23 protein-coding genes are annotated in these 24,040 nt (G+C 40.9%); 18 read left to right on the top strand and 5 right to left on the bottom strand.

What is annotated here, in order from left to right; all coding sequences use genetic code 11:
- Positions 1–11: 11 nt before the first annotated feature.
- The 10 genes from ACE1EF_RS12830 (at position 12) to ACE1EF_RS12785 (ending at position 8,281) form a co-directional block, all read left to right on the top strand.
- Positions 12–326, top strand: coding sequence for an antibiotic biosynthesis monooxygenase family protein (locus ACE1EF_RS12830; protein WP_375721074.1), 315 nt, complete (start codon positions 12–14; stop codon positions 324–326).
- 129 nt (positions 327–455) lie between these two features.
- Positions 456–644 (top strand): ferredoxin, encoded by a 189-nt coding sequence (locus ACE1EF_RS12825; protein ID WP_375721073.1) that lies wholly within the window; start codon positions 456–458, stop codon positions 642–644.
- A 504-nt stretch (positions 645–1,148) separates the two neighbouring features.
- On the top strand, positions 1,149–2,348 hold the full coding sequence (locus ACE1EF_RS12820; RefSeq protein ID WP_375721072.1) for a hypothetical protein: 1,200 nt from the start codon (positions 1,149–1,151) through the stop codon (positions 2,346–2,348).
- A gap of 8 nt (positions 2,349–2,356) precedes the next feature.
- Positions 2,357–2,923, top strand: a complete 567-nt coding sequence (locus ACE1EF_RS12815) for an FMN-binding protein (RefSeq protein WP_375721071.1) — start codon at positions 2,357–2,359, stop codon at positions 2,921–2,923.
- A 491-nt stretch (positions 2,924–3,414) separates the two neighbouring features.
- A complete protein-coding gene (locus ACE1EF_RS12810; protein WP_375721070.1) occupies positions 3,415–4,128 on the top strand; it encodes an ABC transporter ATP-binding protein in 714 nt (237 codons plus the stop codon).
- A gap of 22 nt (positions 4,129–4,150) precedes the next feature.
- On the top strand, positions 4,151–5,119 hold the full coding sequence (locus tag ACE1EF_RS12805) for an HlyD family secretion protein (protein WP_375721069.1): 969 nt from the start codon (positions 4,151–4,153) through the stop codon (positions 5,117–5,119).
- 3 nt (positions 5,120–5,122) lie between these two features.
- Entirely contained in the window at positions 5,123–6,265 is a 1,143-nt protein-coding gene (locus ACE1EF_RS12800) for an ABC transporter permease (RefSeq protein WP_375721068.1), read from the top strand.
- 10 nt (positions 6,266–6,275) lie between these two features.
- Positions 6,276–7,631: a TolC family protein gene (locus ACE1EF_RS12795; RefSeq protein ID WP_375721067.1), complete on the top strand. Its 1,356-nt coding sequence runs from the start codon at positions 6,276–6,278 to the stop codon at positions 7,629–7,631.
- Between the two features lie 121 nt (positions 7,632–7,752).
- The gene (locus tag ACE1EF_RS12790; RefSeq protein WP_375721066.1) at positions 7,753–7,968 is read left to right on the top strand and encodes a DUF5652 family protein; all 216 of its coding nucleotides are present in this window, start codon (positions 7,753–7,755) and stop codon (positions 7,966–7,968) included.
- Between the two features lie 16 nt (positions 7,969–7,984).
- Positions 7,985–8,281, top strand: a complete 297-nt coding sequence (locus ACE1EF_RS12785) for a DUF1905 domain-containing protein (RefSeq protein ID WP_375721065.1) — start codon at positions 7,985–7,987, stop codon at positions 8,279–8,281.
- Positions 8,282–8,368: 87 nt separating this feature from the next.
- Here ACE1EF_RS12785 and ACE1EF_RS12780 read toward each other — a convergent pair whose 3' ends face one another.
- The 4 genes from ACE1EF_RS12780 to ACE1EF_RS12765 form a co-directional block, all read right to left on the bottom strand.
- A complete protein-coding gene (locus ACE1EF_RS12780) occupies positions 8,369–8,785 on the bottom strand; it encodes a QcrA and Rieske domain-containing protein (protein ID WP_375721064.1) in 417 nt (138 codons plus the stop codon).
- Between the two features lies 1 nt (position 8,786).
- A complete protein-coding gene (locus ACE1EF_RS12775; protein WP_375721063.1) occupies positions 8,787–9,623 on the bottom strand; it encodes a DUF5777 family beta-barrel protein in 837 nt (278 codons plus the stop codon).
- Between the two features lie 2 nt (positions 9,624–9,625).
- Entirely contained in the window at positions 9,626–10,891 is a 1,266-nt protein-coding gene (locus ACE1EF_RS12770; protein ID WP_375721062.1) for a plastocyanin/azurin family copper-binding protein, read from the bottom strand.
- 325 nt (positions 10,892–11,216) lie between these two features.
- Positions 11,217–11,837, bottom strand: a complete 621-nt coding sequence (locus ACE1EF_RS12765; protein ID WP_375721061.1) for a Crp/Fnr family transcriptional regulator — start codon at positions 11,835–11,837, stop codon at positions 11,217–11,219.
- A gap of 187 nt (positions 11,838–12,024) precedes the next feature.
- Here ACE1EF_RS12765 and ACE1EF_RS12760 point away from each other — a divergent pair, with 187 nt between their 5' ends.
- Positions 12,025–12,453 (top strand): DUF3788 family protein, encoded by a 429-nt coding sequence (locus ACE1EF_RS12760; protein WP_375721060.1) that lies wholly within the window; start codon positions 12,025–12,027, stop codon positions 12,451–12,453.
- A 138-nt stretch (positions 12,454–12,591) separates the two neighbouring features.
- On the opposite strand, the gene ACE1EF_RS12755 is transcribed toward ACE1EF_RS12760, so the two are convergent.
- Positions 12,592–14,652 carry a DUF6055 domain-containing protein gene (locus ACE1EF_RS12755; protein ID WP_375721059.1) on the bottom strand — a complete coding sequence of 687 codons (2,061 nt, stop codon included), beginning with the start codon at positions 14,650–14,652 and terminating at the stop codon, positions 12,592–12,594.
- 381 nt (positions 14,653–15,033) lie between these two features.
- Between ACE1EF_RS12755 and ACE1EF_RS12750 the strand changes: the two genes are divergently transcribed.
- The 7 genes from ACE1EF_RS12750 to hemB all read left to right on the top strand — a co-directional run bounded on the left by ACE1EF_RS12750 (position 15,034) and on the right by hemB (position 24,039).
- The gene (locus ACE1EF_RS12750) at positions 15,034–17,187 is read left to right on the top strand and encodes a PAS domain S-box protein (RefSeq protein WP_375721058.1); all 2,154 of its coding nucleotides are present in this window, start codon (positions 15,034–15,036) and stop codon (positions 17,185–17,187) included.
- A gap of 15 nt (positions 17,188–17,202) precedes the next feature.
- Positions 17,203–18,297, top strand: coding sequence for an endo alpha-1,4 polygalactosaminidase (locus ACE1EF_RS12745; RefSeq protein WP_375721057.1), 1,095 nt, complete (start codon positions 17,203–17,205; stop codon positions 18,295–18,297).
- 1,407 nt (positions 18,298–19,704) lie between these two features.
- Positions 19,705–19,986 (top strand): hypothetical protein, encoded by a 282-nt coding sequence (locus ACE1EF_RS12740; RefSeq protein ID WP_375721056.1) that lies wholly within the window; start codon positions 19,705–19,707, stop codon positions 19,984–19,986.
- Between the two features lie 104 nt (positions 19,987–20,090).
- Positions 20,091–21,338 carry a glutamyl-tRNA reductase gene (hemA, locus tag ACE1EF_RS12735; RefSeq protein ID WP_375721055.1) on the top strand — a complete coding sequence of 416 codons (1,248 nt, stop codon included), beginning with the start codon at positions 20,091–20,093 and terminating at the stop codon, positions 21,336–21,338.
- Positions 21,339–21,349: 11 nt separating this feature from the next.
- The gene (hemC, locus tag ACE1EF_RS12730; protein ID WP_375721054.1) at positions 21,350–22,282 is read left to right on the top strand and encodes a hydroxymethylbilane synthase; all 933 of its coding nucleotides are present in this window, start codon (positions 21,350–21,352) and stop codon (positions 22,280–22,282) included.
- Positions 22,275–23,066 carry a uroporphyrinogen-III synthase gene (locus ACE1EF_RS12725; RefSeq protein ID WP_375721053.1) on the top strand — a complete coding sequence of 264 codons (792 nt, stop codon included), beginning with the start codon at positions 22,275–22,277 and terminating at the stop codon, positions 23,064–23,066. Before hemC ends, ACE1EF_RS12725 begins: the two co-directional genes overlap by 8 nt.
- Before the next feature lie 4 nt (positions 23,067–23,070).
- Positions 23,071–24,039, top strand: a complete 969-nt coding sequence (gene hemB, locus ACE1EF_RS12720) for a porphobilinogen synthase (RefSeq protein WP_375721052.1) — start codon at positions 23,071–23,073, stop codon at positions 24,037–24,039.
- Position 24,040 lies beyond the last annotated feature (1 nt).

Raw genomic sequence — 24,040 nt, 5'->3', positions numbered from 1 at the left:
AACAGAAAAAGATGGACAAAATGTACGCAAATACACCAAAACCACCATATTATGCAGTTATCTTTACATCGGTAAGAACGGAAGGTGATCTGGGCTACAGTGACATGTCGGATACGATAGAAGAACTGGTGAAAGAACAACCGGGATTTATTGGTATGGAATCTGCCAGAAATGAAGTAGGAATTACAGTCTGTTACTGGAAAGATATGGAGTCCATCCGGAGATGGGCAAAAAACAGTGTGCACAGGGATGCCAAGCAAAAAGGAAGGGCAATGTGGTATGAGTCATACAAAGTGCGGATCAGTAAAGTGGAACTGGAGTATTAAATAATGTTACGATAAAGGTTTTATTGAACACCTTAAATAAAGTTCTGTTACATTTGTATGTTGCTTGATTTATAGTGAGATAGAATATAAACGTTTTAAAATTAATTGTTTAACACTAAAATTTATATTATGTCAATTCAGAAAGTATGGATCGAAGAGGGCTGTACAGCCTGTGCACTCTGCGAAGAAATTTGCCCGGATGTGTTTGAAATGGAAGATGAAGCTGTCGTGAAAGATGGCGCTGATTTTGCTTCCAATGAAGACGATATTAAAGAAGCGGCAGAAAGCTGTCCCGTTGAAGTCATTAAATTTGAGTAGTAAAGCCTCCTCATTTTGATCCTGAGTATTGCTGAAACAGGTAAGTTCAGGAAACAGATGAAGATTGGTATGTCGTTTATTTAAAACCATACCTGCTTTTATTTAAACGTATTTTATGCTTCAAAGGCATTTCAGCATTGGTGCACAGCGGCATTAAGTTTTTATTCCCCGGACAGAGGACACATCGCTTCTGTTTAGGGGAATTCGTTTTTTTAAAGTATAAGGTTTAAATTACCCTTAGGCTGAATCAAATATCCTGCCTTTATGATCATCTGTATTCCGGTGATCTGTTCTTTATTATCCCCACTTTTAGATTATTTTTTATTATCCTGAAGGTTCAAAATATTTAGGGGATTCCATATCTGACGGTCCACTTAACTTTTCTGTAAAGAGCCCTGAAACATGCTCCAGTTTCATAAAATCATAACATCTTATGATTGCTGTTTTTCACTGTTGTGGTAGTTTTGTCACGGAAATCTATATTTAGAATAAATTAAAATAACAATGAAAAGGACAGGGCTTTTGATGGCAGTGCTGGTGTGGGCCGGCTTAACGTTTGCACAGGAAAACGAGGGAAATCAGTATATTAATTCTGCAGAAAAACTCTTATCAACTGATGGCAGACTCGTGATTGGCGGTTATGGTGAGGTTCATTATAATCAGCCACTGGATGCAGATGTGAGGAATAACGGCAAGCTCGATGTACATCGTTTGGTCATGTTACTGGGCTATAATTTCAGCAGTAAAACACAGTTTGTTTCTGAACTCGAGTTTGAGCATGTAGAGGAGGTTTATGTGGAACAGGCTTTTTTACAACACCGGCTGAACAACTACATCAATCTGAGAGCGGGACTGATCCTTGTTCCCATGGGGATCACCAATGAATACCACGAACCGACAACCTTTAACGGTGTGGAACGCCCTGTGGTTGACAATACCATAGCACCGACTACATGGCGTGAAATAGGATTTGGTATCACCGGAAATATTCTGCCGGCTTCATTAAAGTATCAGGCCTATCTTATGAATGGCTTTAACGGCTACGATGGTTCGCCACATTTGAACGGTTCAAACGGCTTAAGAAAAGGACGTCAGAAGGGAGCTGAGTCATTTATCAGCTCACCGGACCTGGCTCTGAAACTTGAATACTATGGCATCAGGGGATTAAATGTGGGCGTCTCAGGTTATATTGGTTCAACCGAGAGTACCCTGTACAATGACATGGATAAAAACAATGAGGCAGGTCTTGCAAAGGCAGACTCATCAGTTGTTGGGATCACAATGCTAGGTGTTGATGCACGGTATTCATTAAGTGGATTTGAATTCCGGGGACAGTTTTATTACACCGGTTTAAGCAATACGGCTCAGTATAACACCTTTACTGCAGATTCAAACGGAAAACCTAATGATTTAGGGCGTGCCATGACCGGCTGGTATGTCGAAGCAGGGTATAATGTATTCCGGTTTTGTAATACGGAAAATGAACTGGTTCCTTTTATTCGCTATGAATATCTGAACACACACCAACAGGTTGAACCATCCATCACGGCGAATCCTGCTTATGAGAAGAATATTATTACCACCGGATTGACACTGGGGCTGACAAAAGGAGCCGTGGTTAAGGCTGATATGCAGTTTGTGAAAAACGGAAGTGATAATGCTTACAGTAAGGTTTTCAGTGTCGGAATAGGTGTGATGTTTTAAACCGGAATATGGGGATCAGAATTATTATAATCGGAATAGTATTTACAGCTTCAGTTTTTGGAGTGCCTGCGCAAAATGCTGTTGATTTTCAGCATAAAAGCCTGCAGAAGGCACTTCAAAGATATGAAGTACATTCTGTTGAACACCTTAGGGAAATTACCTTACCTGACTCCTTAATCAAAATGCATACGGTTAATGGTAAGTTTTTCCGCATAGAGGATGATCCTGAAGCGACCATCCGTTTTGTGTATGTTGGACGCGTGTTAAGCTGCAGGGCAGGAGGCTGTTCCATCAACGGCAATAAAAATCATGACGGCGATTCAGAATATTTTGACTATTTCATGTTTTTTGATCCGGATAAAACGGTCCGTATGGTGAAAGTATTTAATTATCAGGCTACACACGGTCAGGAAGTCACCGCGCGTGGCTGGCTGAAACAATTCACTGGATATGATGGATCACGGGAACTGGAAGCAGGAAAAAATATTGACGCCATCTCCGGTGCAACAATATCTGTGGATGCACTAACCCTGGATATTGAGGAGAAAACCGGCATCCTTCAGAACCTAAAATAAAAGACCCCTGGATCCCTGGTCTGAACCGGAATTATGAGCGAAAACTTTTATTAGAACGCTAAAATTTCGGACGATTATGGTATATCCTCTTTCTCAAACACGGAGCTTGACGTATCAGCTATTCGACATCATTAAATGGTATGCAGGCCTGATCAGCGATTCCGGAAAAGTTTACCTTATATTGAAGCAGTGAAACATCCGCAACAGTATCAAACGTTGTCTGCTGCACTTATATACACCGGGTTTACCTGATACCGGTATCATTCATTTTAGAACTTAGTTCCCTTACCACCGGTAGATATACTTTCTCTGTGGTTTTAAAAAATGCAAAACAGTGTTGTATTATGTTCATTTTGTTTAATTTAAGCTAAACAGGATGCCCGAATTATATGCTTTTTTAACACCACAAAATTCACATCATTTTGTTAATAAGTAAGATAAGTTATTTATCTCATGAAATAAGGATAAAGTGCCATTAAAACTTCAGTTGCATGAACCAAAACAGCACACCAGGAGATGAAGAACCGGTAGCTCTGCTTAAAAATGTGAGCAAGAAGTACAAGATGGGGGACACCACCATAACGGCATTGAACGATGTAAGTTATTCATTTTATAAGAACGAGCTTATTTTGGTGCTGGGACCTTCCGGTTCCGGTAAAACTACCCTGCTTTCCATTCTTGGAAGCGTTATTTATCCATCATCAGGAACGGTGGAGATTAAAGGGCAGCTTGTAAATAAGATGAAACAAAAAGCATTGGCAGATCTCAGGCTTCACAATATCGGCTTTGTCTTTCAGTATTTTAACCTCATTGCCCCCCTGAATGCCGTTGAAAATGTGATGCAGCCCCTTTTGCTTATGGGAGTAAGCAAGCAGGAAGCCAGGGATAAAGCTGAGCAGGCACTTGAAAAGCTAAACATGGGTGACCGTAAGAAAAGTCTTCCCAGGAACCTGAGTGGTGGGCAACAGCAAAGAGTCGCCATTGCGCGCGCTCTGATCAACGATCCATCCATTATTTTGTGTGATGAGCCGACAGCCTCTCTGGAACAGGCCAGCTTTGAATCAGTGATGGGGCGTTTAAAGACACTTTCCAAGGAGGGGCGGTGTGTTATTGTGGTCACACACGACCATCGTTTAAAGGCCTATGCCGATAAAATTATCTATATCGAAAACGGAGAGATGGCTGATTTGCCACCTGACAATTAAGCGACAACAAAACATACACCATATGAAACGTCAAGTCATATTTATTCTGTTACCGGTCATCATGCTGTTATCCGCATGTGGTAAGAGTACATCTTCTGATGACGGAACCAAAGCAAAAACAACACGGTCGGATTCTACAACATTGCATGCGGTACAGAACGTAAACAAGGTGGTTGGTATCGGTCTGGTAGAACCGGAAAATATGATCACTGATCTGGCGGCTCAGCTGCCGGGTACGGTGACAAAAATCTTTAAAAACATGGGTGATCGTGTGGATTCCGGGGAAGTCATTATACAGATGGATAACAGAGAGGAACAACTGGCCCTGGAAAAGCTGCTGAAACAAAAACAAACACAGCAATATCAGATCGAAGCAGCCAAAGCCGGTATTGAAAATACCCGGATCACGCTTCAGAACGCGGAATCCAATCTTAAATCAGCAAAGGTGCTGATCAGTTCGGGAGCAGAGACAAAGCAGAATCTGGACGACCTGCAAACGAAGGTTCAGAGCCTGCAGGCTGATCTCAGACAGAGGAATGCTGATCTTAATGTGGCCAGGTCGCAGCTGGGAGCGCTGGATGTAGACATTCAGAAAGCGAAGCTCACAGTATCAAAAAAAGAGGTTAAAGCACCGCAAGACGGTCAGATTCTGAAAATGAATACCATCTTAAACAATACCGTAGGCCGGAATACGACCCTGGTGACCTTTGCTCCTGAAGGTCCGGTAATGGTTCGTTGTGAGATTGATGAAATGTTTGCTTCCCAGGTCAAACCGGGACAAAAGGCAGATATCCGGCATATTGGGTTCAGTAAGGTCATCGCCACAGGAAAGGTCATCATGGTATCACCATACCTGTCTCAGAAATCACTGTTTACCTCAAGTCCGACAGACCAGCAGGACAGGAGAGTAAGGGAGGTGCGCATAGAACTGGACAATACAAAACAACTGCTGTTTAACAGCAGGGTAGAGTGTACAATAAAAACAAAGTAAGCTATGTTACGCACAGCACTTAAATTTATTCGCTACGATAAAGCCAAAAGTATTGGTGTGGTCATTGGTATTGTGGTCAGTACGTTTCTCATCGGTCAGCAGATCGGCATCCTTAATTTTCTGATGGATCTTATGGGTGGACTGATCAATAATTCACGGACTGCGACAACCCAGATATGGGTGGTGGACAGTATGACTAAAAATGCAAATAATCTGTCGCAGCTTGATAAACGCAAGGTTTATGAAATACAGAGTATCGATGGTGTACGGTCGGCTGAACCCATGTTTATTGGTGCAGCAGTGGCAAGGTTTAAGAACGGTAAGACAGCTCCTGTGAATATTATCGGCAGCAATCCTCCGGGTTTTGTTGCCGGTCCAAACAGGAAAAAAATCTTTAAAGGTACGCTCAACGATCTTGTGGAAGATTATGGGATCAGCGCCGACTATTTTGATGCCAAAACATTTGGCAGTTCAACGGATGTGGGGACAGAACTGGAGATAAACGGCACCAAAGCCATTATCCGCATGCAGACAAAAAATGCACGTGGTTTCGGAGGATCCTATTTTTACACTACCCTGGATAAGGCGAGAATGTATTGCAAAACGTCTGATGTAAAAATCAGTGCCATTGCAGTAAGTATTGATGATGGGTTCACGCCTCAGCAGGTCGTGAAGAATATCAATGCAGCCATACCGGGAATACGGGCATGGACAACAGACAACCTGCGTTCAACAACGGTAAAATTTCTTGTGGTCAGTTCCAATATCGGTTCCAGTATTGGTTCTCTGGTAATCTTCGCCATCCTCAGTGGATTTTTTATCATCGGTCTTACGCTTTACTCTTCGGCCATGGACAGGATCAGGGATTACGGCACACTGAAAGCCATAGGTGCACGAAACAGGTTTATAACAAAGCTGATCATCACCCAGTCAGCGCTTTTCTCCATTACAGGCTTCATCATAGCAATCGGACTGCTGACGGCATTTAAAGCTGCAGTTTCCGGTTCCGGATTGCTGATCCATATCGGACCGATGTTAATGCTGGGACTCTTTCTGGTCACTTTTGGAATCTCCCTGGGGAGTACCTTTTTCTTTTCTGTGAGGACCATTAAAACGGTTGAACCTGCATCTGTTTTCAGAAATTAAAATGAGGAAAATGAATACATTAAAGATGATCAAAATAAAGCTTTTTGCTCTTACAATAGTCTGTTCTTTAGTAGTCAGGACTACATATGCACAGCAACACATTTCACTTGATCAGGCCATTGATACAGCATTTAACAGACATGCGTCGCTGAAAAGCAGTGAGCTGGAGGTCAGGATAAAACAGGAGCAGCTGGCAGCAGAAGAAACCAGTAAGTTGCCGGATATCTCATCAACAGTATCCTTAAGACGAAATCTGATTATACCATCAACACCTGTTCCGTTGGGACTTATTACGGGTGATGCAACATCAGGTGAACTGACATATCTGAAATTTGGTACTGATTGGCAGTCCGGCATCGGGCTGAATCTGAACTACGACATCTTTAATCCTGCCCGTAAACAGCAACTGATTATGAGCGGGCATTCAGGGAAAATGGCTGAGCTGAATTACAGAGCTGATAAAGGGGCGCTCAGAACGGCTGTTACAAAAGCTTACGCTGAAGCAGTGTTGGCACGCGAACAACTGAATTATGCCAGTCAGGATACGGTATTATATGCAAAGGATCTTGCTGTCGCTCAGGATCTGTCCGGACAGGGGCGTCTGAATACACAGGATGTCAATGAGTCAAGGTTACATTTGAGCCAGTCGCTGAGCAGGTATCAGCAGGCCCTTAATGTTTACAGGCAATCCAGGTTGGAACTGGCTTATCAGATGGGACTAAATCCCGGGGCTGACATATTACCTGAACCGGCCGACAGCCTGAATAAGGTTTTGCAGATGTTGAAAAGTGGTATAGCCTCAGGTCTTGATCCAACAGTTTCTGTTGCTTATAAAAAATTACAGAGTCGCTATATGCAGGATAGCCTGTTGCTGTTAAATACAAAAAAAATGCTCCTTCCTACTTTATCGTTAAATGCAGCATACGGAACAAATTACTATGCAAATTCGCTGGATTTGTTCAATACTGCCAACTGGTATGGTAACAGTTTTGTTGGGTTATCGTTAAATATTCCAATAAGCAAGGAAATCCGTTCAGCACACGACATTGAAGCAGGCAGGCTGCAACTGGATCAGACAGGTTATGATATTTCGGATTTTATCAACCGGAAAAAAGCCAATATGCAAAAAGCTGTCTCTGATATGCATACCGGCCAAAGAGATATGAAAAGAAAAGAGCAGGATATTCTACTGGCACGTAAAAACCTTGAAATAGCACGTTCAGTTTTTGCTGAAGGACGTAGTCTGCCTAAGGACTTATTGAGAGTGCAACATACTTATGAAGGTACAAGGGTGGATTATCTGCAGGCCGTTTATAATTATGTTATTGCCTGCCTGAGGCTTAAGGATTTAATGGAGAATAAATAGGTGGTTAAAGAATTAAATCCTGGACAGATCTATCTGTATTTTAAAGGTGTTTATTCGCGCTGTGGATGGTTGATTTATTTTGCTGAAATTCATATATTTAGTATTCTAAATACAGATTGAAATGGAAAACGTACAACAGTTATTTGAAGCCCATTTATGGTTATTGCCTGTCATCATTATTCTGGCCATCTGGGAAGGTGTATGGAAAATTACCGGCATGTGGAAATCAGCCCGGAATAATCATCTGGCCTGGTTTATCTGCATTGCCGTTTTTAATACAGTTGGTGTACTTCCTATTGTTTACATCCTGATGAACCGGAACAGGGAAAGTGATTAATCTATACTTGTAGCAGATGAAAGGAGTTAAATATGAGTTTAGCGCCATACCCTGGCAATACGGTACTTCCGGTGGTTGGTATTTTGTTACATTACCGATAGCATTATCCGAAGAAATCAGAACAATATTTAAATCAGAAGAGGAAGGCTGGGGCAGACTAAAAGCAACAGCAAGAGTAGGGAAAAGCGAGTGGAAAACTGCCATATGGTTTGATACCAAAACCAATGCATATTCCTTATCGTTAAAAGCAGAAATACGGGCTGCAGAAAACATTTCGGCAGGTAAACATGTGGATGTCCTTATCTGGATTTAACCAAACCATTTTATACATAACGTAATGAATTCTGCCAACATGTTTAATGAAGGGGGTTCGAGCGGCATATTTAAATATTTTGACTGACTATTTTAAAATCAGGGTATTACCATCTTTAGTTACTGTGTATTGTTTTAGTGCCTGTGTAGCAGGACCATTTAATACTTCACCTGAAGTTGAATAGATTGACCCGTGGCAGGGACAGGGTACTGTCCCCGATGAATGGTTATAGCTGACGGTGCATTGCTGATGTGTACATAGCTTTGAAAGTGCCATATAGGTGTCCGTTCCTGTTGTGAAAATAATGATGTTATCTTTATAGGCAAAACCTCCCACGGTTGAAAGTGCAGAGTATGCAGCATCATTTAAGTCAATGACAAGGTCATTCGAAGTTTGGTTGTCAACCATGCCGTTATCTTCAGTACAAGCATTAAAAAGCAGTGGTGAGGCAAAGAGCACGCTGCCGCCAATGGTCAGTTTTTTTATAAATTCTTTTCGTTCCATATCAGTAATATTTTAATGTAAATTCTCGAATTAAATTAAACCCAAAGTAGATATTACCACTGGTCCATGAACCGGTCTTGCTGGAGTAAAATCCCTGGTTCAACATGGTTTGGTTGCTGGAAAAGATCAGTTGAAACAAATGACCGCCTGTTGTGATATCAATACCCAATGAAAGTGTATTGTCGCCTGAGATCTGTTTATTAAAAGCATGCAAATACTCCAGATTAAGAGAGACTTTTCTTACAATTTTTACGGAACCTGTAAATCCTGTTGTAAAGAATGACAAGTCTTTATTCAGACCAGCGATGGTTCCGGTTTTAATGAATCCGGGGGACACCTGAAACCCAAAATTGCCCGTTTCTTTTGCGAGCAACAGTTGCACATTTCCTGAGGCCTTATCCGAAAATGAATTCATTGGCTCAGGGAAAAAATTTCTGATTGTAGGGACTGAACCCCCGGCGGAAATAACGGCTGTAAAAGGGAACCCGGACGTTTGACGCACCAGTCTTAGTTTTGCGAAAGCATCGTAGGTTTTCAACCATGTACTTCTGCCTATGCCCGCATTGAAGAATGATCCAAAACCATACTCAAATCCCAGTCGCATTGTTGCCTGATCAAGACCGAATAACTCATAATAACCACCACTCACATCTCCGAAACGGTGCTGGACCAGAAGCAACAGTTCACCTTTATCTGCAAGATTGACAGACTGGTCATTAACAATCCTGGTTCCCTTAAAAACGTATTCAACAGGTTCTGCATCCTGTGCTGTTACACCAGGAGAGAACGCAATTGTGCAAATAAAACCCAAAAGTATTATGGTAAATGATCTGTACATAGTTAGTTTTTTATGAATTTGAGAAACATTCGATCCTTATTATTCAGAAGTTCAACGAAATAAATCCCCGCTTTCAGTTCATTCACTTTTATATCCATTACATTATTATAGGTTGAAATATGAACCTTCTGTTGCTTGCCTGAAATATCATAGATGGAATGGTATTCATAGCCGGAATCATTCAACTGCAAGGTTAACGCAGAAGAAACGGGATTGGGATATAGTGTTGGTGATTCACTGAGTGGAGCTATTATTGGTGTCACTGCCGATATATCTGTAAAGTTTGTATTATGTGTAAATGTTATTGTTGTATCTCTGCTGATACTGTTTAGTAATATTTGCCAGGAATGGTCAACAGGAGGCGCATCGTAAATTCCGTTTCCGTTATGATCTGCATAAAAATCAAGATTATAGGAACCAGCTGGAACTATGTTATAAGATTCAATGGAAAAATCAGGATTGATGATTTCTGATATCATCTTGTAATCGATGACTGATCCATTGGCAGCATCAACAAGGTAAAACGTTAATTTCTGTCCCAGATGCGGATTCATATTCATAAAATTCAAAGTCAGTTTATATTCCCAGCTTATATCAGTGAAATTCGTGTTATGAACGAAATCTAGTATTACATCGTCTGAAACGTTATTGACCTCCATTCTCCAGGCGTGATCCGTTGGAGGCGTATCGTAAATGCCGTTTTCGTTAAAGTCCGCAAAGAAGTCCACATGATATGAATGTCCTTTTTCAAGGCCCGAAAGCTGTACAGAAAAGGATGCATCTATATCTTCTGTTTTTCGTTCAACTTCTTTTCCGGTTTCAGAATCAATTAATGAAAGGTACAGGGTCTGGCCGACATGAGGATTCATGGATGAGAAGTTGATTGTTAAAGTATGTCCCTGGTTGTTTGCAGAAGCTTCAACTATAATTTTCCCTTTCATCCCAAGACCGACATGCGGATCACAATGATAATTGTATACACCCTCAGCATTAAAAATGTGTGAATAGACCCATCCGCTGCCCTGGCTGTTGCCAAATGATTCTGGATTATCGGGATAGGTTGATTGTAATCCATCTACATTATGCCACCCTTCTATATTTCTCCATTCGACCGTATCACCAGCGTTAATGGTTAATTCAGAAGGTGTGAAAACATTTATGGAAGCCTCTACAATGTGTTTTTTTTGAGCAAGACTAACGAATCCGATAATTACAAAGAACAATGTAATAAGGCTGGTAAGTTTACGATGTGTAAATGTAGTTTTCATAAGCATTAATTTTAAAAGAGTTACGAATGATATTAGACTCAAAGGGTATGTAACATTAACCCTCGTGTTTTTAAGCATGTACTTATTTCAATGGAAGCACAGTGAACAGATACTTGTGAGAGATGTGAGGAGGAAAATTGCTGTAAGGGTAATTAACATGATATATATGATTCAGCTAACAATGCATTTAAAGAACAATGCATAAGAGAAATCAAAACCTAATACCTTTACTATACAATCGGAGATATCCATATTTTGCATTCAATTATTTAAATTGATTCTAAACAAAAATATGGAGATGAAATAAGAAAGTCAGTGACTACAGTCACACATGCATAACTTTTATTAATCCGGAATTTTGTTGAACCTTATTTTCATATTCCAGTTTTTTAAGAATCCTTGTAACAACCTCTCTGGCTGTACCGAGATCATTGGCAATTTGTTTGTGTGAAATACGGATAGGATTTTGATTCTTAACTTTGATTTTTGATTTTAGGTAATTTAAAAGTCGAACATCCATTTTATTGAACAGTATATGGTTGATCATCTCGATTAATTCGCTGTACCTGGCATTGTAATGTTTAAAAAACAGGACGTTCATTTCCGGGTATTCCTTTAGCCATTTAAATACTTTATCAACCGGCATCAAGACTACCGATGAATCTTCTTCCGTTGAAGCAAAAACTCTGCTGGGAGAATTATCCAGACTGGCATTAAAAGTCATAATACAACTTTCGTCGGGTTGTATATAGTAGAGCAATAATTCTTTATCTTCATTTTTAATAAAAACCTTAACCAGACCCTTAATCACAATAGGAATATTTTTAATATACTGGCCCTCGTACATGACTTCTGTATTCCTGGGAACATCTATGGTTGTTGAATTTGCTTTGATGAGCTCAATAAGTTCAGCAGAAAGCGGTAGATGGTCGATAGAAGCGGACATAGTATTATCGATTTGGTTAATACATCGGTTGTTACAAATTTCCTTAAACTTTTTAATATAATGGATATTTATAACCTTTTGTTTACTGAATTCAATTAATATAGATACCGTTTGTATGAGAGACCGTAAGCTTTAATTCATTAAAATTTATAACTTTGAAAATTACAAAACCTCTAAAACTCTCAAAATGACTCCAGAAAAACCTCAACTCCGCGATTCGGAAGTAGAACCAACCGATGATGTATTAAAACAAGTGTTAGGCGAAAATGTATTTCCGGTGTTTTCCGAATTAAGACAAACAGTTGAGCACGACTTTGATTTTGAACTCCTGTGGCACTATTATAAGGATGGTGGTGCGTGGCTGTGTAAGGTGGTGCATAAAAAGAAGACCATATTCTGGTTATCGGTTTGGGATAAGCATTTTAAGGTGTCTTTTTATTTTACTGAAAAGACCAGGCCCGGTGTTACAGAACTCAACATTAATGACGACCTGAAAAAAAGCATGTTTTCCTCAAAAATGTCCGGAAAATTAATTCCATTGACTTTTCAAATGAACAATGCAGAACAGTTATCAGATCTCCTGGAAGTAACGAAATACAAGAAAGGATTGAAGTAAAATACGAATGTTTTTTTAAGCTGGACTGTTTAATAAGTGATGCATTAATAGAGATTAAAAATAAATGTAACAATATAAAATAGTAAAGACGCGATTAATCGCGTCTCTTCTATTTTTAATAAACTGCATTTTATCATATCATTTCTTCACCACCTTCCCCGTCATTCCGTCAACATATATCAGGTAAACGCCGGATGCTAAATCGGCTGAATTTATTCTGCTGGTGTTCGAAACTGTTTTTATAACCTGCCCACCCATATTATAGATGACCACCTTCTCATACGATTTATTCAGTAAAATATAATCGTTGACATAGCTATTCAGAACAGGAGAATCAAATTGTACTACCTGTTTTTCATCTGTTCCCGCTGTAATATCAGACGTTACCAGAATGTTGAATACAAAAGTTACCGAAACCGGAGTACCTCCAGCAGGTGTGTAAACCAGTCCCTGTTTGATGGTAAATTCATCGCCTTCCTTGCAAATATCAGGGTATTGTCCGATATTAAATGTCAGGGTACCGGAGTTCAGCTCAGAGAATATATAACTGCTGTTTCCCCAGTTGGTTACATTTCCGGTTTTGTTGAACCAGTGGCCGGGTGCGTTGGCAGTGGAAGAATAGTTATATGATCCATTCGGATTTATGGCACAGTATTTTATGGTTGATCCGAAGGCTGATTTCACTTCACTGAGATTCAGACAAAAAGCGCGGCATACCGTTTCCAGGTTGGGCTGAACAGCTGTACTTGGATACGGATTGGCGCTGCCAACAAAGGGTACCATCCTTACATGTTGCGTAATGGTGGCATTATGCGGCACATCTTCTTCAGTAAAATCAAACGTACCATATAAGTTGGTATGTGCAAATTTTACCTGATAAGGCCATTGTTCATCATTTGAATCATCGTCATCCCACGCATGACGCCAGTGTTGGTATGGTGCACCGGTCACCACCAGCCAGAGCTTTGTGCAGTTTTCCGGACAGGTGACAGTTAATGTATCTTTGGGGTTATCCAGTGATTTTATATAACTTGGTGATTTCACTGGGCTGTAGAACCTGCTTCCGTCGGCATTCAGGCCAACCAGACCGTAACGCCATCCGGCATAGGTCTTGCTTTTTACGTTCCGGTATCCGTCAGTACCTGTTTTACCTTCAAAGAAAACCGTAACCGGTTCACCTGGATCGGGGACGTTTAAACGAAAGGTATTGTATCCATAGTTTTCCACACACTCGTTCGGATCAATAATCATGTATCCGTCATCTGATGGTTTTAAGGTATTGGAAGAACGGGCAGCAATATAGTTTTTTCCCCTTTCACGCAGAACCGGAATATCCCAGGTCACAAACCGCGAGGCACAGTCGTACATTTCATCATTAAATTTTGCCTGTGAAATTCCTGTAAGACGTTTATAGGCTTCAACCGGATCCTCCGGATATGTTGATTCCCGCCACAGGTATCCGATAAAGTCAAAACCATGAAGAAAGGTCCAGTAATCCTGAATAAAGTAATTGGCATATCGCGGTGACTCATGCAGGATATGTCTGTAGGAATTATCGAGATATTCGGTAAAACGGTAATCGCTGAACTGCTGATCAGGGAAAACCTTAAATGCCTGCCATTGTGCACACTGTTCCCACCAGCAGTTACCTCCCGATGCATTTGGACCGAAACCATAGATCCAGCCTCCCGGGAAACCGTCACAATGAACCTGGTACTGAAAACAGTGTCCTACTTCGTGTGCTACCGTTACGCCCAAAGCCTGTGCGGCCCAGGCACTCAGGTTAAGCAGTCCGATCATATCATCCACTCCCGATCCACTGGCAATCCAGTCGGTTGTGTAGAATAACAGGATGATCATTTTATACTGATCCGTTTTGGATTGTCCCTTGATAATGAATTTCATGGAATCGCGGTACATGCTAAAACCGGCTTCTGCTATGTTTAATACAGCATCGGTATTAACCCTGTAACTCGCATCTGCTATTGTTTTGGGGTTCGATCCATATCCTGCTTCCCAGAAAATAATAAAATTCTCTGATTCCACACTGCGTTGGTAGCACCACCGGCTGGAGGTGTTGTTAAGATCCATGTTGCCAAATGAAGATGGCTTATAAATGGATTTTTCCTGTGCAACTCCCTCAACCGCTAACATCATGGTAAGCAGGAATAAAAATGATAAAATGATTGTTTTTCGCATTTCTTCAGACGTTTATACAAACATAATTCAAATACTTTTTCAGTACAAGAACAACGCACATTTGTGCAACAGTTTTGCGAATTTGTGCTATTCTAAGGCAGGTAAATATGATTTTGCCAGACAGAACAAATTAAATTGATAAGATAATCCCATCAATTAGTTAAGGACAGAGGAGTCAAAGGCCTGTTATTTTCTTTATTTCAGGTTTTCTTATGGCGATTGGTCCCTTTTAATAACGCCGGGATTCAGGTAAATACGAAAAAGCGGTACATATAAAGACTTATTGGTGGTTAATTGAAAATTAAATAAAAATTAAATGAATTTGTTTGGTGTTAAATTATGGTTATCTTGGCGGCCGGATTGATTGAGGAGATATGATTTATGGAAATTACTTTGGACCTGATAAAGAATTCAGCGTTACTTGTTTCATTAACAGTTTTTTATAGTGTTTTTGCAGGACTGAGGGCACAAAAACCTTTACTTTATAAAGTAGCAACCGGCTTATGTTTTGGTGCTGTAGCTGTGGCTGGTATGTCTGTTCCGTTTGAACTGAAAGAGGGGATATTTATTGATGGAAGAACCATCGTTATTGCACTGGCAGGTCTTTTCGGAGGCTGGCTTCCCGCAGCGGTTTCTGTGGTGATAACATCCTTGTATCGTTTTATGGTTGGTGGTGCAGGTATGTACTCTGGGATGGCATCAATTGTCATCTCCGGTGTGGTTGGTTTAGTATTCAGGTGGATATCGCATAACAGGCCTGAAAGGACTAAGAATGTCTATCTGTTTTTGTTTGGTGGGTTGGTTCATATGCTGACGTTGCCTACAATTTTTATGACACCCGGATATGATTGTCTGGCCATCTTTAAAGTGATATGGCTGCCGGTTATGTTGATTTTACCAACCGCCCTGGTTGCCATGAGCATGGTATTGAAAGCCATAGAAAAGCAGCTGATCAACGAGCGTTTGTTAAAAGAAGCAGAAAATCTGTACCGCTCTACATTTTACAGCACCCTGGAGGCATTGATTACAACCAGTCTGGAGGGAAAAATTGTGCGGATGAATAAAGCAGCTGAAGAGATTACCGGATGGAAGGAAAAAAATGCCATTGGCCGTCACCCGGATGAGATATTTAAACTGGTTTCAAACAAGACTATGCTGGATATCAGGAAAGCTACAGAGGATGTGTTGTTAAATGGGGTCAGTTTTGAGATTGATCTGGATGTCAGATTGGAAAATCGTATGGGAGAAAAACCACATGTTACAGGGAGTTTTTCTGCTTTAACAGATAATAAGGGAAGCATAGTGGGAATGGTAGTCGCATTCAGGGACCAGACGGAGTTGTGGAACCATCAGAAAAGGCTTCTGGAAGATGAGGAGAGGTTCAGAACAATGTTTGAAAGCCATGGTGCTGTGAAACTGATTATTGACACAGAAACGGGAATACTTATTGATGCGAATAAAGCAGCAGGTATATGTTATGGACTGAAGCTGGAAGATCTCATTGGTATGAATATATCCGTGATCTCTTCTGACGAGTGGTCGGATATAAAGAAAATGCTGAAATCTAATATCTCAAAAGGTGTTTTTCATACCGAATGTCAGCACAGACACAGGGATGGTCATCTCTTTGATGTGGAAATGTTTTTCAGTGAGATCACCATACACCATAAAAAGTTGTACCATATCATCGTCAATGATATTACGGAGAAAAACCTGTTATTACGCGAACTGATCATCGCAAAAGAGAAGGCAGAAGAAAGTGAACGCTTAAAATGTGCCTTCCTCGAAAATATGAACCATGAAATCAGAACCCCGTTGAACGGTATACTTGGATTTTCTGAAATGCTGACAGAAGAGGATTTGCCGGTGGATATTAAAAGGGAATATCTCAGCATTATAAATAAAAGTTCCGATGAATTACTGGCGCTGATCAATGATATCCTGGATATTTCTAAACTCCATACCAATCTCGCCACATTGAATAACGATAGTTTTAATGTAGCGGAAACACTGAACTCCATTTATTCAGCATATTCTGAAAAGTTGCGGGATAATAACGACCTTTTGCTGGAACTTGATCTTCAGGTTAGCGATATCAACTTCTCAGGAGATGAACAACGCCTGGTACAGATTTTTAATAATCTGCTTGATAATGCATTAAAATTCACAGAGTCAGGTAACATCTCATTCGGAATAAAATACACAGATGAAAAGAACATTTGTATGTTTGTTTCAGATACCGGAATCGGAATTGAAGATTCCAAACATGAGCACATTTTTGATAGTTTTTATCAGGCGCACGATAATGCTGAGAAGTTATACGGAGGAACAGGAATCGGTTTGGCGATTGTAAAAAAGCTGGTTGATATGATGCAGGGGGAAATTATATTGGAATCCGAAAAGGGGAAAGGAGCTTCTTTTTATATCTATTTACCCCTGCGCAGAGAGAAGAAACCGGTTTTGTCCATTCCAAAACTGAATTTTAATTCCGGTGTATCTGTATTTTCTGACAGGAAAGGCATGAGAACAGCTTAGGCAAAAACCTGTTCCATGCCAATATACCTTGTGATGAAGCATAAAATCGGCTTCCTGAGGGTGATCACTAAACCTGTACCTTTTTTTGTTGTTATTACATCGTATATGTTTTTATCAATGCATGTTTCTATGATAAGGAAAGCCTACATAAGTGTCATTTGTGCTACTCTGCCTCTTTTGGTCTCCTGTGAAAAAAATAACCTTCCGGATAATATAGATTACAGGCAGGAGATGCGGGATTTTGTGATCGGTATTTCTGATTATGCACGGAATACTGAGCCTGGTTTTATTGTTATTCCACAGAACGGTCAGGAACTCGTTACAAATAACGGTGAGACAGATGGGACTTTGGAATCCGCTTATCTGGCGGCCATCAATGCTGTTGGCCGGGAAGATCTGTTTTATGGCTATAACCGGGACGAAGAAGCTACACCAGCTTCCGAGATGCAGTATATGCTGGACTATTGTCTGTTATATGAGCAGAATAGCGTGGAGGTTTTAGTAACAGATTATTGCTCAACGCATATTAAAATGGATGATTCCTATGCCAGGAACAATACAAATGGGTTCATTTCCTTTGCTGCTGATAACCGCGATTTAAACGACATTCCGGGATATCCGGCTGTGCCGTATAGTGTTAACAACGATGATATTCAAACAGTGGCTGATGCTAAAAACTTTTTATACCTGATTAACGGTGAAAAGTATAATACCAAACAGGAATTTATCCATGCCGTATCTGCAACAGATTACGATCTGATCATCATCGATTTATTTCATGATAACGTGGCGTTTACTGCGCAGGAAATCGCCGGACTGAAACTAAAGAAGAATGGGGGTAAGCGTCTCGTAATATGTTATATGAGCATTGGGGAGGCCGAAGATTACAGGTACTACTGGAATACGATATGGCTCAAAAATCAACCGGAATGGCTCTATAAGGAGAACCCGGACTGGGAAGGGAACTACAAGGTTTGGTACTGGGATCCGGAATGGCAGAGTCTTATTTACGGTAACAATGATGCCTATCTGGATAGGATAATGGCTGCCGGATTTGATGGTGTTTACCTGGATATAATAGATGCCTTTGAGTATTACGAGGACCTATGAGAATCAGGAAAAAGTATTATTGTCTGCAATACAAGAGATTTGTCTTAATTAATAATACGGAGGTTTACCATCTTAGTTTCAGATTCAAAAACCAGGTTTTAAAAAGCTTCTTTTTTGATTTTTTACAAGTTGACAGGATACTCATTTTTTTACAGATTAGTTTCGGGTACAAAGTAAAACCGGTAAATGTTAAAGTACAATGAATGCTGATTGGAGAATTTCCATTTTTTTGTTGAAATTTTTCAATTGGTGATATTACAGCTTTATTGAAAATTACCAATCCGGTTGCTGAGTGTTTCGATTACAAATCGGAATGTATCGGAGTAACAACTCACGCCTCACGATAAACGCCTCACGCCTCACGCTTCACGTCTCACGATCCACGACTCACGATTCACGATTCACGTCTCTCGAATTACCCTTCACGAATGACGTCTCACGCCTCACGATTCACGAACATCAATTTCCCGCAGATGACGCAGATTTTCGCAGAGTAATAGTTAATGATTTCTTTGAATGGTTGTTGAGCATTCCGTCTAAAACCGAAACTCCTCACTCCTCACGATTAACGTCTCACGTCTCACGATTAACGTTTCACGCCTCACGATCCACGCCTCACGAACAACGGTTCACGAACATCAATTTCCCGCTGATTCCGCAGAATTTTGCAGAGTAATAGTTAAAGATTTCTTTGAAAGGTTGTTGAGCATTCCATTCTAAAACCGAAACTCCTCACGCCTCACGATTAACGCCTCACGCTTCACGTCTCACGCTTCACGTCTCACGATCCACGTCTCACGATCCACGATTCCCTTCTCACGCTTCACAATCAACCAAACCGCCCCGTAGGGGTGACAGTATGGTAGAACATATTACACCGTAAATAATACAGAGGGCCGTAGTTCCCGAAAGGAAAATGCATTTTATATCCGTCTCCTCATCCCGGCACGGAATTGGAGACAGACCTTATTTTTATTATCTTTAAGCGTATCGGATAATTTATTGCATTCATGAAAACCTTCAGAATAATCCTGTTAAGCATAGCAACCGTGATCGTCATTGTTCATTTGTTTCTCATCGACTACACTGATTTAAGTTTCAAAAATAATCTGGACGGTTACCTTGGAATCTTGTCTATGATTCTGGTCATTATAGTGGTCATAATGTCCTTTTTTGAGAGAAAATAATCACTTTGTTGATATATCTCAATCCGCCGACTGATAAAAATCTTAATTAAATATTAAAATATATATTTTATAACATATTTGGTTAACTGATGTTATGAATTATATGTGCTTTAATCAAATAATACTAAATTTGTGACTCAATTTTAAGGATATGTTTTTCTTCGGAGCATTTTCAACACTATTACCATATGTCATCATCGCCGTGATATACTCGGCGTTTATGATTACATTATCTGTTGATAAGCACAACAAAGCTCAGGTCAGGGAAGCAGAAGCAAAGAATTTGTATATAGATGCTTCTGAACAGGAGATGTCAGAGGATACCATACACTATTCGGATTTTTATAATACCATTTCAGAGATCATTAATGTTAATGCATCAGATTATATATGTCCTTCCTTTACCGGTAATTTCAGTCCGCCAAAGATCAGAAGCTACATAACTGATGAAGCATTTGATGATTATTCTTTGTTTCCAAACCCACCGCCTTACTTTTCATAATTCCGGATTACTGAATATGAACCTATTCGGTATGCCTTGCAGTGATACTGCTTAGCCGGCTGGTTTTATGAATTTTCAATTTTTTATTAATATTTCTATAAGTCATGATTGGTGTATTAGGAATAAACCATAAGACAGCGAACATTGAAATTCGCGAGTCATTTTATATTGCAGAGGATGAGGTGATACCATTATCTGAACTTATTATAGAGCAAACCGACGTCAAAGAGATCGTCATTTTATCCACCTGTAACCGGACAGAAATCTATTTCTACCGGGACAGATCGTGTAAAAACAGAACCATCAAACAAATCGTTGAGATCCTTAAGGAATTCAAACAGATCAAACAGGATTTCAATAACTCATTTTACGTCTACATACACGATGAGGCTATCAAACATCTGTTTGAGGTGGTTTCAGGAGTAGATTCACTTGTTTTAGGAGAGAATCAGATTGTAAACCAGGTAAAGGAATGTTATCTGAGGAGCACCAAAGCAGCCCTTACCGGAGCCATTCTGATGCGCTTATTCCAGAAGTCCTTCGAAACGAGTAAGAAAGTCAGAACCAAAACAAAAATACAGCAGGGCGCCACATCGGTGAGTTATGTGGCAATCGACTGGTGTCATAAAAGATTAGGAGACTTATCCCAGAAAAACATACTGCTCATTGGTACTGGTGAGACAGGAAAAATCGCCTTGAACTATCTGAGTGACAAAGGTGCTAAGAACTTTTTTATGGTGAACCGGACCTATGAAACCGCAGAAAAATTTGCCAGATTATATAAGGGTAACGCCATCCGTTTTGAGAATTTTAAGGAACACCTGCCTGAATGCGATATTGTGATAACCGCTACAAGTGCAAAAACACATCTGATCACAAAATCGGACGTGGAAAAATACATCAATGGGAAACCGAATGTCTTTGTCGACCTTTCAGTACCAAGAAATATTGATGATAGCATAAAAGAATTGCAGAATGCAGAAGTGGTTTCAGTGGATGATCTGCAAAGTTCTGTGGATTATACGAATAAAATGCGCTTCGACAGTCTGGATAAGGCCAGCACGATCATCAGGGAAATGACCGAAGAATTCAAGGAATGGTTTGAGCACAGACGGTTAAGGCCGGTCATCAATTCCATTACCAGGAATTTCAATACCATACAAAAGAATGAGATTGAAAATTCCAGGAAGTTTTATGGTGATGACGAAATTAAATTGATGGATGAATATGGCGAACGTCTGGCTCAGAAATATGCCAGGAACGTGATCAAGCAGTTGAAAGCCTTATCAACAAATGAAAAGGATGACAGCATCATAGAGAAAGTTCAGTCTTTATTTTTATTTAATGATTAAGGCATTTGTTTATGCAACTTGAAAAACTGGTTATAGGTACACGGGGAAGTCAGCTGGCGCTTTACCAGGCTAACTATATGAAGGATATCCTGTCAAAAAACTTTCCTGAGTTACTTGTTGAAATTAAGATTATTAAGACCAAAGGGGATAAAATACTCGATGTTTCGTTATCAAAAATTGGCGATAAAGGGCTTTTTACAAAGGAGCTGGAGGTTGAACTGATCAACGGTACAATCGATATTGCCGTGCATAGCCTGAAGGATATGCCGACACAGCTGCCCGAAGGTCTGAAACTGGCAGCCGTAAGCGAACGGGGTGACATTAACGATGCCCTGGTGAGTTTTACCGGCAAAAAACTAAAAGATTTAACTCCGGAAGACCGCGTTGCAACATCAAGTCTGAGACGCAGGGCGGGACTACTGAATTACAATAAAAATATTACCATTGTCGATATCAGGGGGAATGTAAATACAAGGCTCAAAAAGATGGAAGACGGTTACTGCGATGCCATGATTATGGCCTATACCGGACTGAAGCGCCTCGGACTGGAAAAGCATGTGTCGGAAATTATTTCTCCCGATATTATGATTCCGGCCGTGAGCCAGGGAGCCATCGGCGTGGAGACGGTCACCGGAAGACCCGAACTGGATGCCGTTATGCAGCAAATAAGCAACGAAGACACATGGATATCCATCACTGCGGAGCGCGCATTTATGCGTACCCTGGAGGGTGGTTGCCAGGTTCCTGTGGGGTGTTACACCGAACTAAAAGAAGGCCGGTTAACCCTGAAAGGCTTTGTTGCATCGGTGGATGGTTCCAGGTATATTTCGGAAGTTCTCTCCGGAGACGCAGCACAGGCTGAGAACCTGGGAATTGAGCTGGCAGAAAAACTCATCGAAAGGGGTGGTAAAGATATTCTGGACGAAATAAGAGTGAATGGATAAGCGTTCATCTGTACATAGTGTAAGCACTAAAGCAGGAGAGAAGGTCTTTATCTCCACACGGGCTGAAGGAAATTCAGAAGCCCTGAAACCATTGCTTTCCGGTTCCGGTTATGAATTGCTGGAATTGCCGTTGATCCAAACGGTACCGGTTGAACCGGACCAGGGTGCCGGCATCATTCCGGATCAGCTGCAGTCGTATTCATGGCTTGTTTTCACAAGTTCTAACGGGGTGAAATACTTTTTTGATCGCCTGAAAACGGCTTTGCCCTCAGGGCTTAAAACGGCCGTGATCGGTGATAAAACTGCGGAGGCACTGAAGGAATACGGCACAGAACCGGACTTTATCAGTAACACTAAGGATTCTGTTCAGTTCGCAAAACAACTGAAGCAACAGGTATTACATACGAACGACAAGGTTTTGTGGTCAACCGGAAAGCTGGCTGACCAAAAGTTTACGGATGAACTCGATGGGTTCTGCAGCGTGACACGGTTGGATCTGTACAACACCATATCGACGGATTTTACAGACAGCCGTATAAAGGAGCGGGTTATTCAGGGGCATTATAAACTGATCCTGTTTTACAGCCCTTCGGCGGTGCATCATTTTGCGACACTGTTTAAAGAAGATATTGAGATGAAAAAGGTCAGAGCAGCCTGTATTGGAAAGGTGACAGCCAAAGCCTGCAGGTCGCACGGCATAGAACCGCTGGTGATTGCCTCTGAACCCAAATCTGAAACACTGATTGAAGAAAGCATTACATACAACGAACACAAAAAACAATAAAATCATGGCATTTCCTGTAACACGATTGAGAAGATTAAGAAAAACACCGGTGATAAGAGATTTGGTACGCGAAACCAAACTTACCCGGGATGATCTGATCATGCCTCTGTTTGTGAGGTATGGCAAAAACGTAAAGAACGAAATTGCATCCATGCCGGGCAATTACCAGATGTCGGTTGATGTGCTGACTGAAAGATGTAAGGAATTGTATGATAAAGGGGTAAAATCTGTTTTGCTGTTTGGTATTCCTGAGCATAAGGATGAAACCGGTGAGGTAGCCTGTCATGATCACGGCATTGTACAACAAGCCGTTTATGCCATTAAAAAAGCAGTGCCTGACCTATATGTGGTGGCTGATATCTGCAACTGTGAATACACAACACACGGGCACTGTGGTACCCTGATAGATGGTGATGTGGATAACGATTCCACCCTGGTGACCCTGGCGAAACAATCCGTATCGCTGGTAAAAGCCGGTGTGGATATGGTGGCCCCAAGTGATATGATGGACGGCCGGGTAAAAGCCATCCGTGAAGCGCTGGATGCAGCGGATTTTCAGAATACACCCATCATGTCGTATTCCGTTAAGTTTGCATCGGCCTACTATGGTCCGTTCAGGGATGCTGCCGAAAGTGCACCGAAATTCGGTGACCGCAAAACCTATCAGATGGATCCTGCCAATCGCATGGAAGCCCTGCGTGAAGCGGAACAGGATGTGATAGAGGGCGCTGATATCCTGATGGTTAAGCCGGCATTGTCCTACCTCGATATTATCCGCGATGTTAAAAATAATTTCAACCTGCCTTTGGCAGCCTATAATGTGAGCGGTGAATTTTCCATGGTCAAAGCAGCGGCAGCCAATGGTTGGATAGATGAGGAAAAGCTGACCATGGAGATGCTGACCTCCATTAAACGGGCAGGTGCCGACATCATCATATCCTACTTTACACAGGACATCATTGAGAAACTGTAAT

The sequence above is a fragment of the Quyinboa sediminis genome (genome assembly GCF_042219855.1).
Lineage (GTDB): Bacteria > Bacteroidota > Bacteroidia > Bacteroidales > UBA5342 > JBHJHP01.
Note: the sequence above shows the minus strand (reverse complement) of the source record. Positions and strands in the feature narration are given on the sequence as shown.

Bases quoted from the DNA above. Each gene is read 5' to 3' on its own strand.
- ACE1EF_RS12790 (WP_375721066.1), top strand. From the start codon at position 7,753: ATGGAAAACGTACAACAGTTATTTGAAGCCCATTTATGGTTATTGCCT.
- ACE1EF_RS12755 (WP_375721059.1), bottom strand. From the start codon at position 14,652: ATGCGAAAAACAATCATTTTATCATTTTTATTCCTGCTTACCATGATG.
- hemC (WP_375721054.1), top strand. From the start codon at position 21,350: ATGCAACTTGAAAAACTGGTTATAGGTACACGGGGAAGTCAGCTGGCG.
- hemA (WP_375721055.1), top strand. From the start codon at position 20,091: ATGATTGGTGTATTAGGAATAAACCATAAGACAGCGAACATTGAAATT.
- ACE1EF_RS12815 (WP_375721071.1), top strand. From the start codon at position 2,357: ATGGGGATCAGAATTATTATAATCGGAATAGTATTTACAGCTTCAGTT.
- ACE1EF_RS12795 (WP_375721067.1), top strand. From the start codon at position 6,276: ATGAATACATTAAAGATGATCAAAATAAAGCTTTTTGCTCTTACAATA.
- ACE1EF_RS12810 (WP_375721070.1), top strand. From the start codon at position 3,415: ATGAACCAAAACAGCACACCAGGAGATGAAGAACCGGTAGCTCTGCTT.
- ACE1EF_RS12745 (WP_375721057.1), top strand. From the start codon at position 17,203: ATGCCAATATACCTTGTGATGAAGCATAAAATCGGCTTCCTGAGGGTG.
- ACE1EF_RS12740 (WP_375721056.1), top strand. From the start codon at position 19,705: ATGATTACATTATCTGTTGATAAGCACAACAAAGCTCAGGTCAGGGAA.
- ACE1EF_RS12805 (WP_375721069.1), top strand. From the start codon at position 4,151: ATGAAACGTCAAGTCATATTTATTCTGTTACCGGTCATCATGCTGTTA.
- ACE1EF_RS12775 (WP_375721063.1), bottom strand. From the start codon at position 9,623: ATGTACAGATCATTTACCATAATACTTTTGGGTTTTATTTGCACAATT.
- hemB (WP_375721052.1), top strand. From the start codon at position 23,071: ATGGCATTTCCTGTAACACGATTGAGAAGATTAAGAAAAACACCGGTG.
- ACE1EF_RS12765 (WP_375721061.1), bottom strand. From the start codon at position 11,837: ATGTCCGCTTCTATCGACCATCTACCGCTTTCTGCTGAACTTATTGAG.
- ACE1EF_RS12825 (WP_375721073.1), top strand. From the start codon at position 456: ATGTCAATTCAGAAAGTATGGATCGAAGAGGGCTGTACAGCCTGTGCA.
- ACE1EF_RS12830 (WP_375721074.1), top strand. From the start codon at position 12: ATGGACAAAATGTACGCAAATACACCAAAACCACCATATTATGCAGTT.
- ACE1EF_RS12750 (WP_375721058.1), top strand. From the start codon at position 15,034: ATGGAAATTACTTTGGACCTGATAAAGAATTCAGCGTTACTTGTTTCA.
- ACE1EF_RS12800 (WP_375721068.1), top strand. From the start codon at position 5,123: ATGTTACGCACAGCACTTAAATTTATTCGCTACGATAAAGCCAAAAGT.
- ACE1EF_RS12820 (WP_375721072.1), top strand. From the start codon at position 1,149: ATGAAAAGGACAGGGCTTTTGATGGCAGTGCTGGTGTGGGCCGGCTTA.
- ACE1EF_RS12725 (WP_375721053.1), top strand. From the start codon at position 22,275: ATGGATAAGCGTTCATCTGTACATAGTGTAAGCACTAAAGCAGGAGAG.
- ACE1EF_RS12780 (WP_375721064.1), bottom strand. From the start codon at position 8,785: ATGGAACGAAAAGAATTTATAAAAAAACTGACCATTGGCGGCAGCGTG.
- ACE1EF_RS12770 (WP_375721062.1), bottom strand. From the start codon at position 10,891: ATGAAAACTACATTTACACATCGTAAACTTACCAGCCTTATTACATTG.
- ACE1EF_RS12760 (WP_375721060.1), top strand. From the start codon at position 12,025: ATGACTCCAGAAAAACCTCAACTCCGCGATTCGGAAGTAGAACCAACC.
- ACE1EF_RS12785 (WP_375721065.1), top strand. From the start codon at position 7,985: ATGAAAGGAGTTAAATATGAGTTTAGCGCCATACCCTGGCAATACGGT.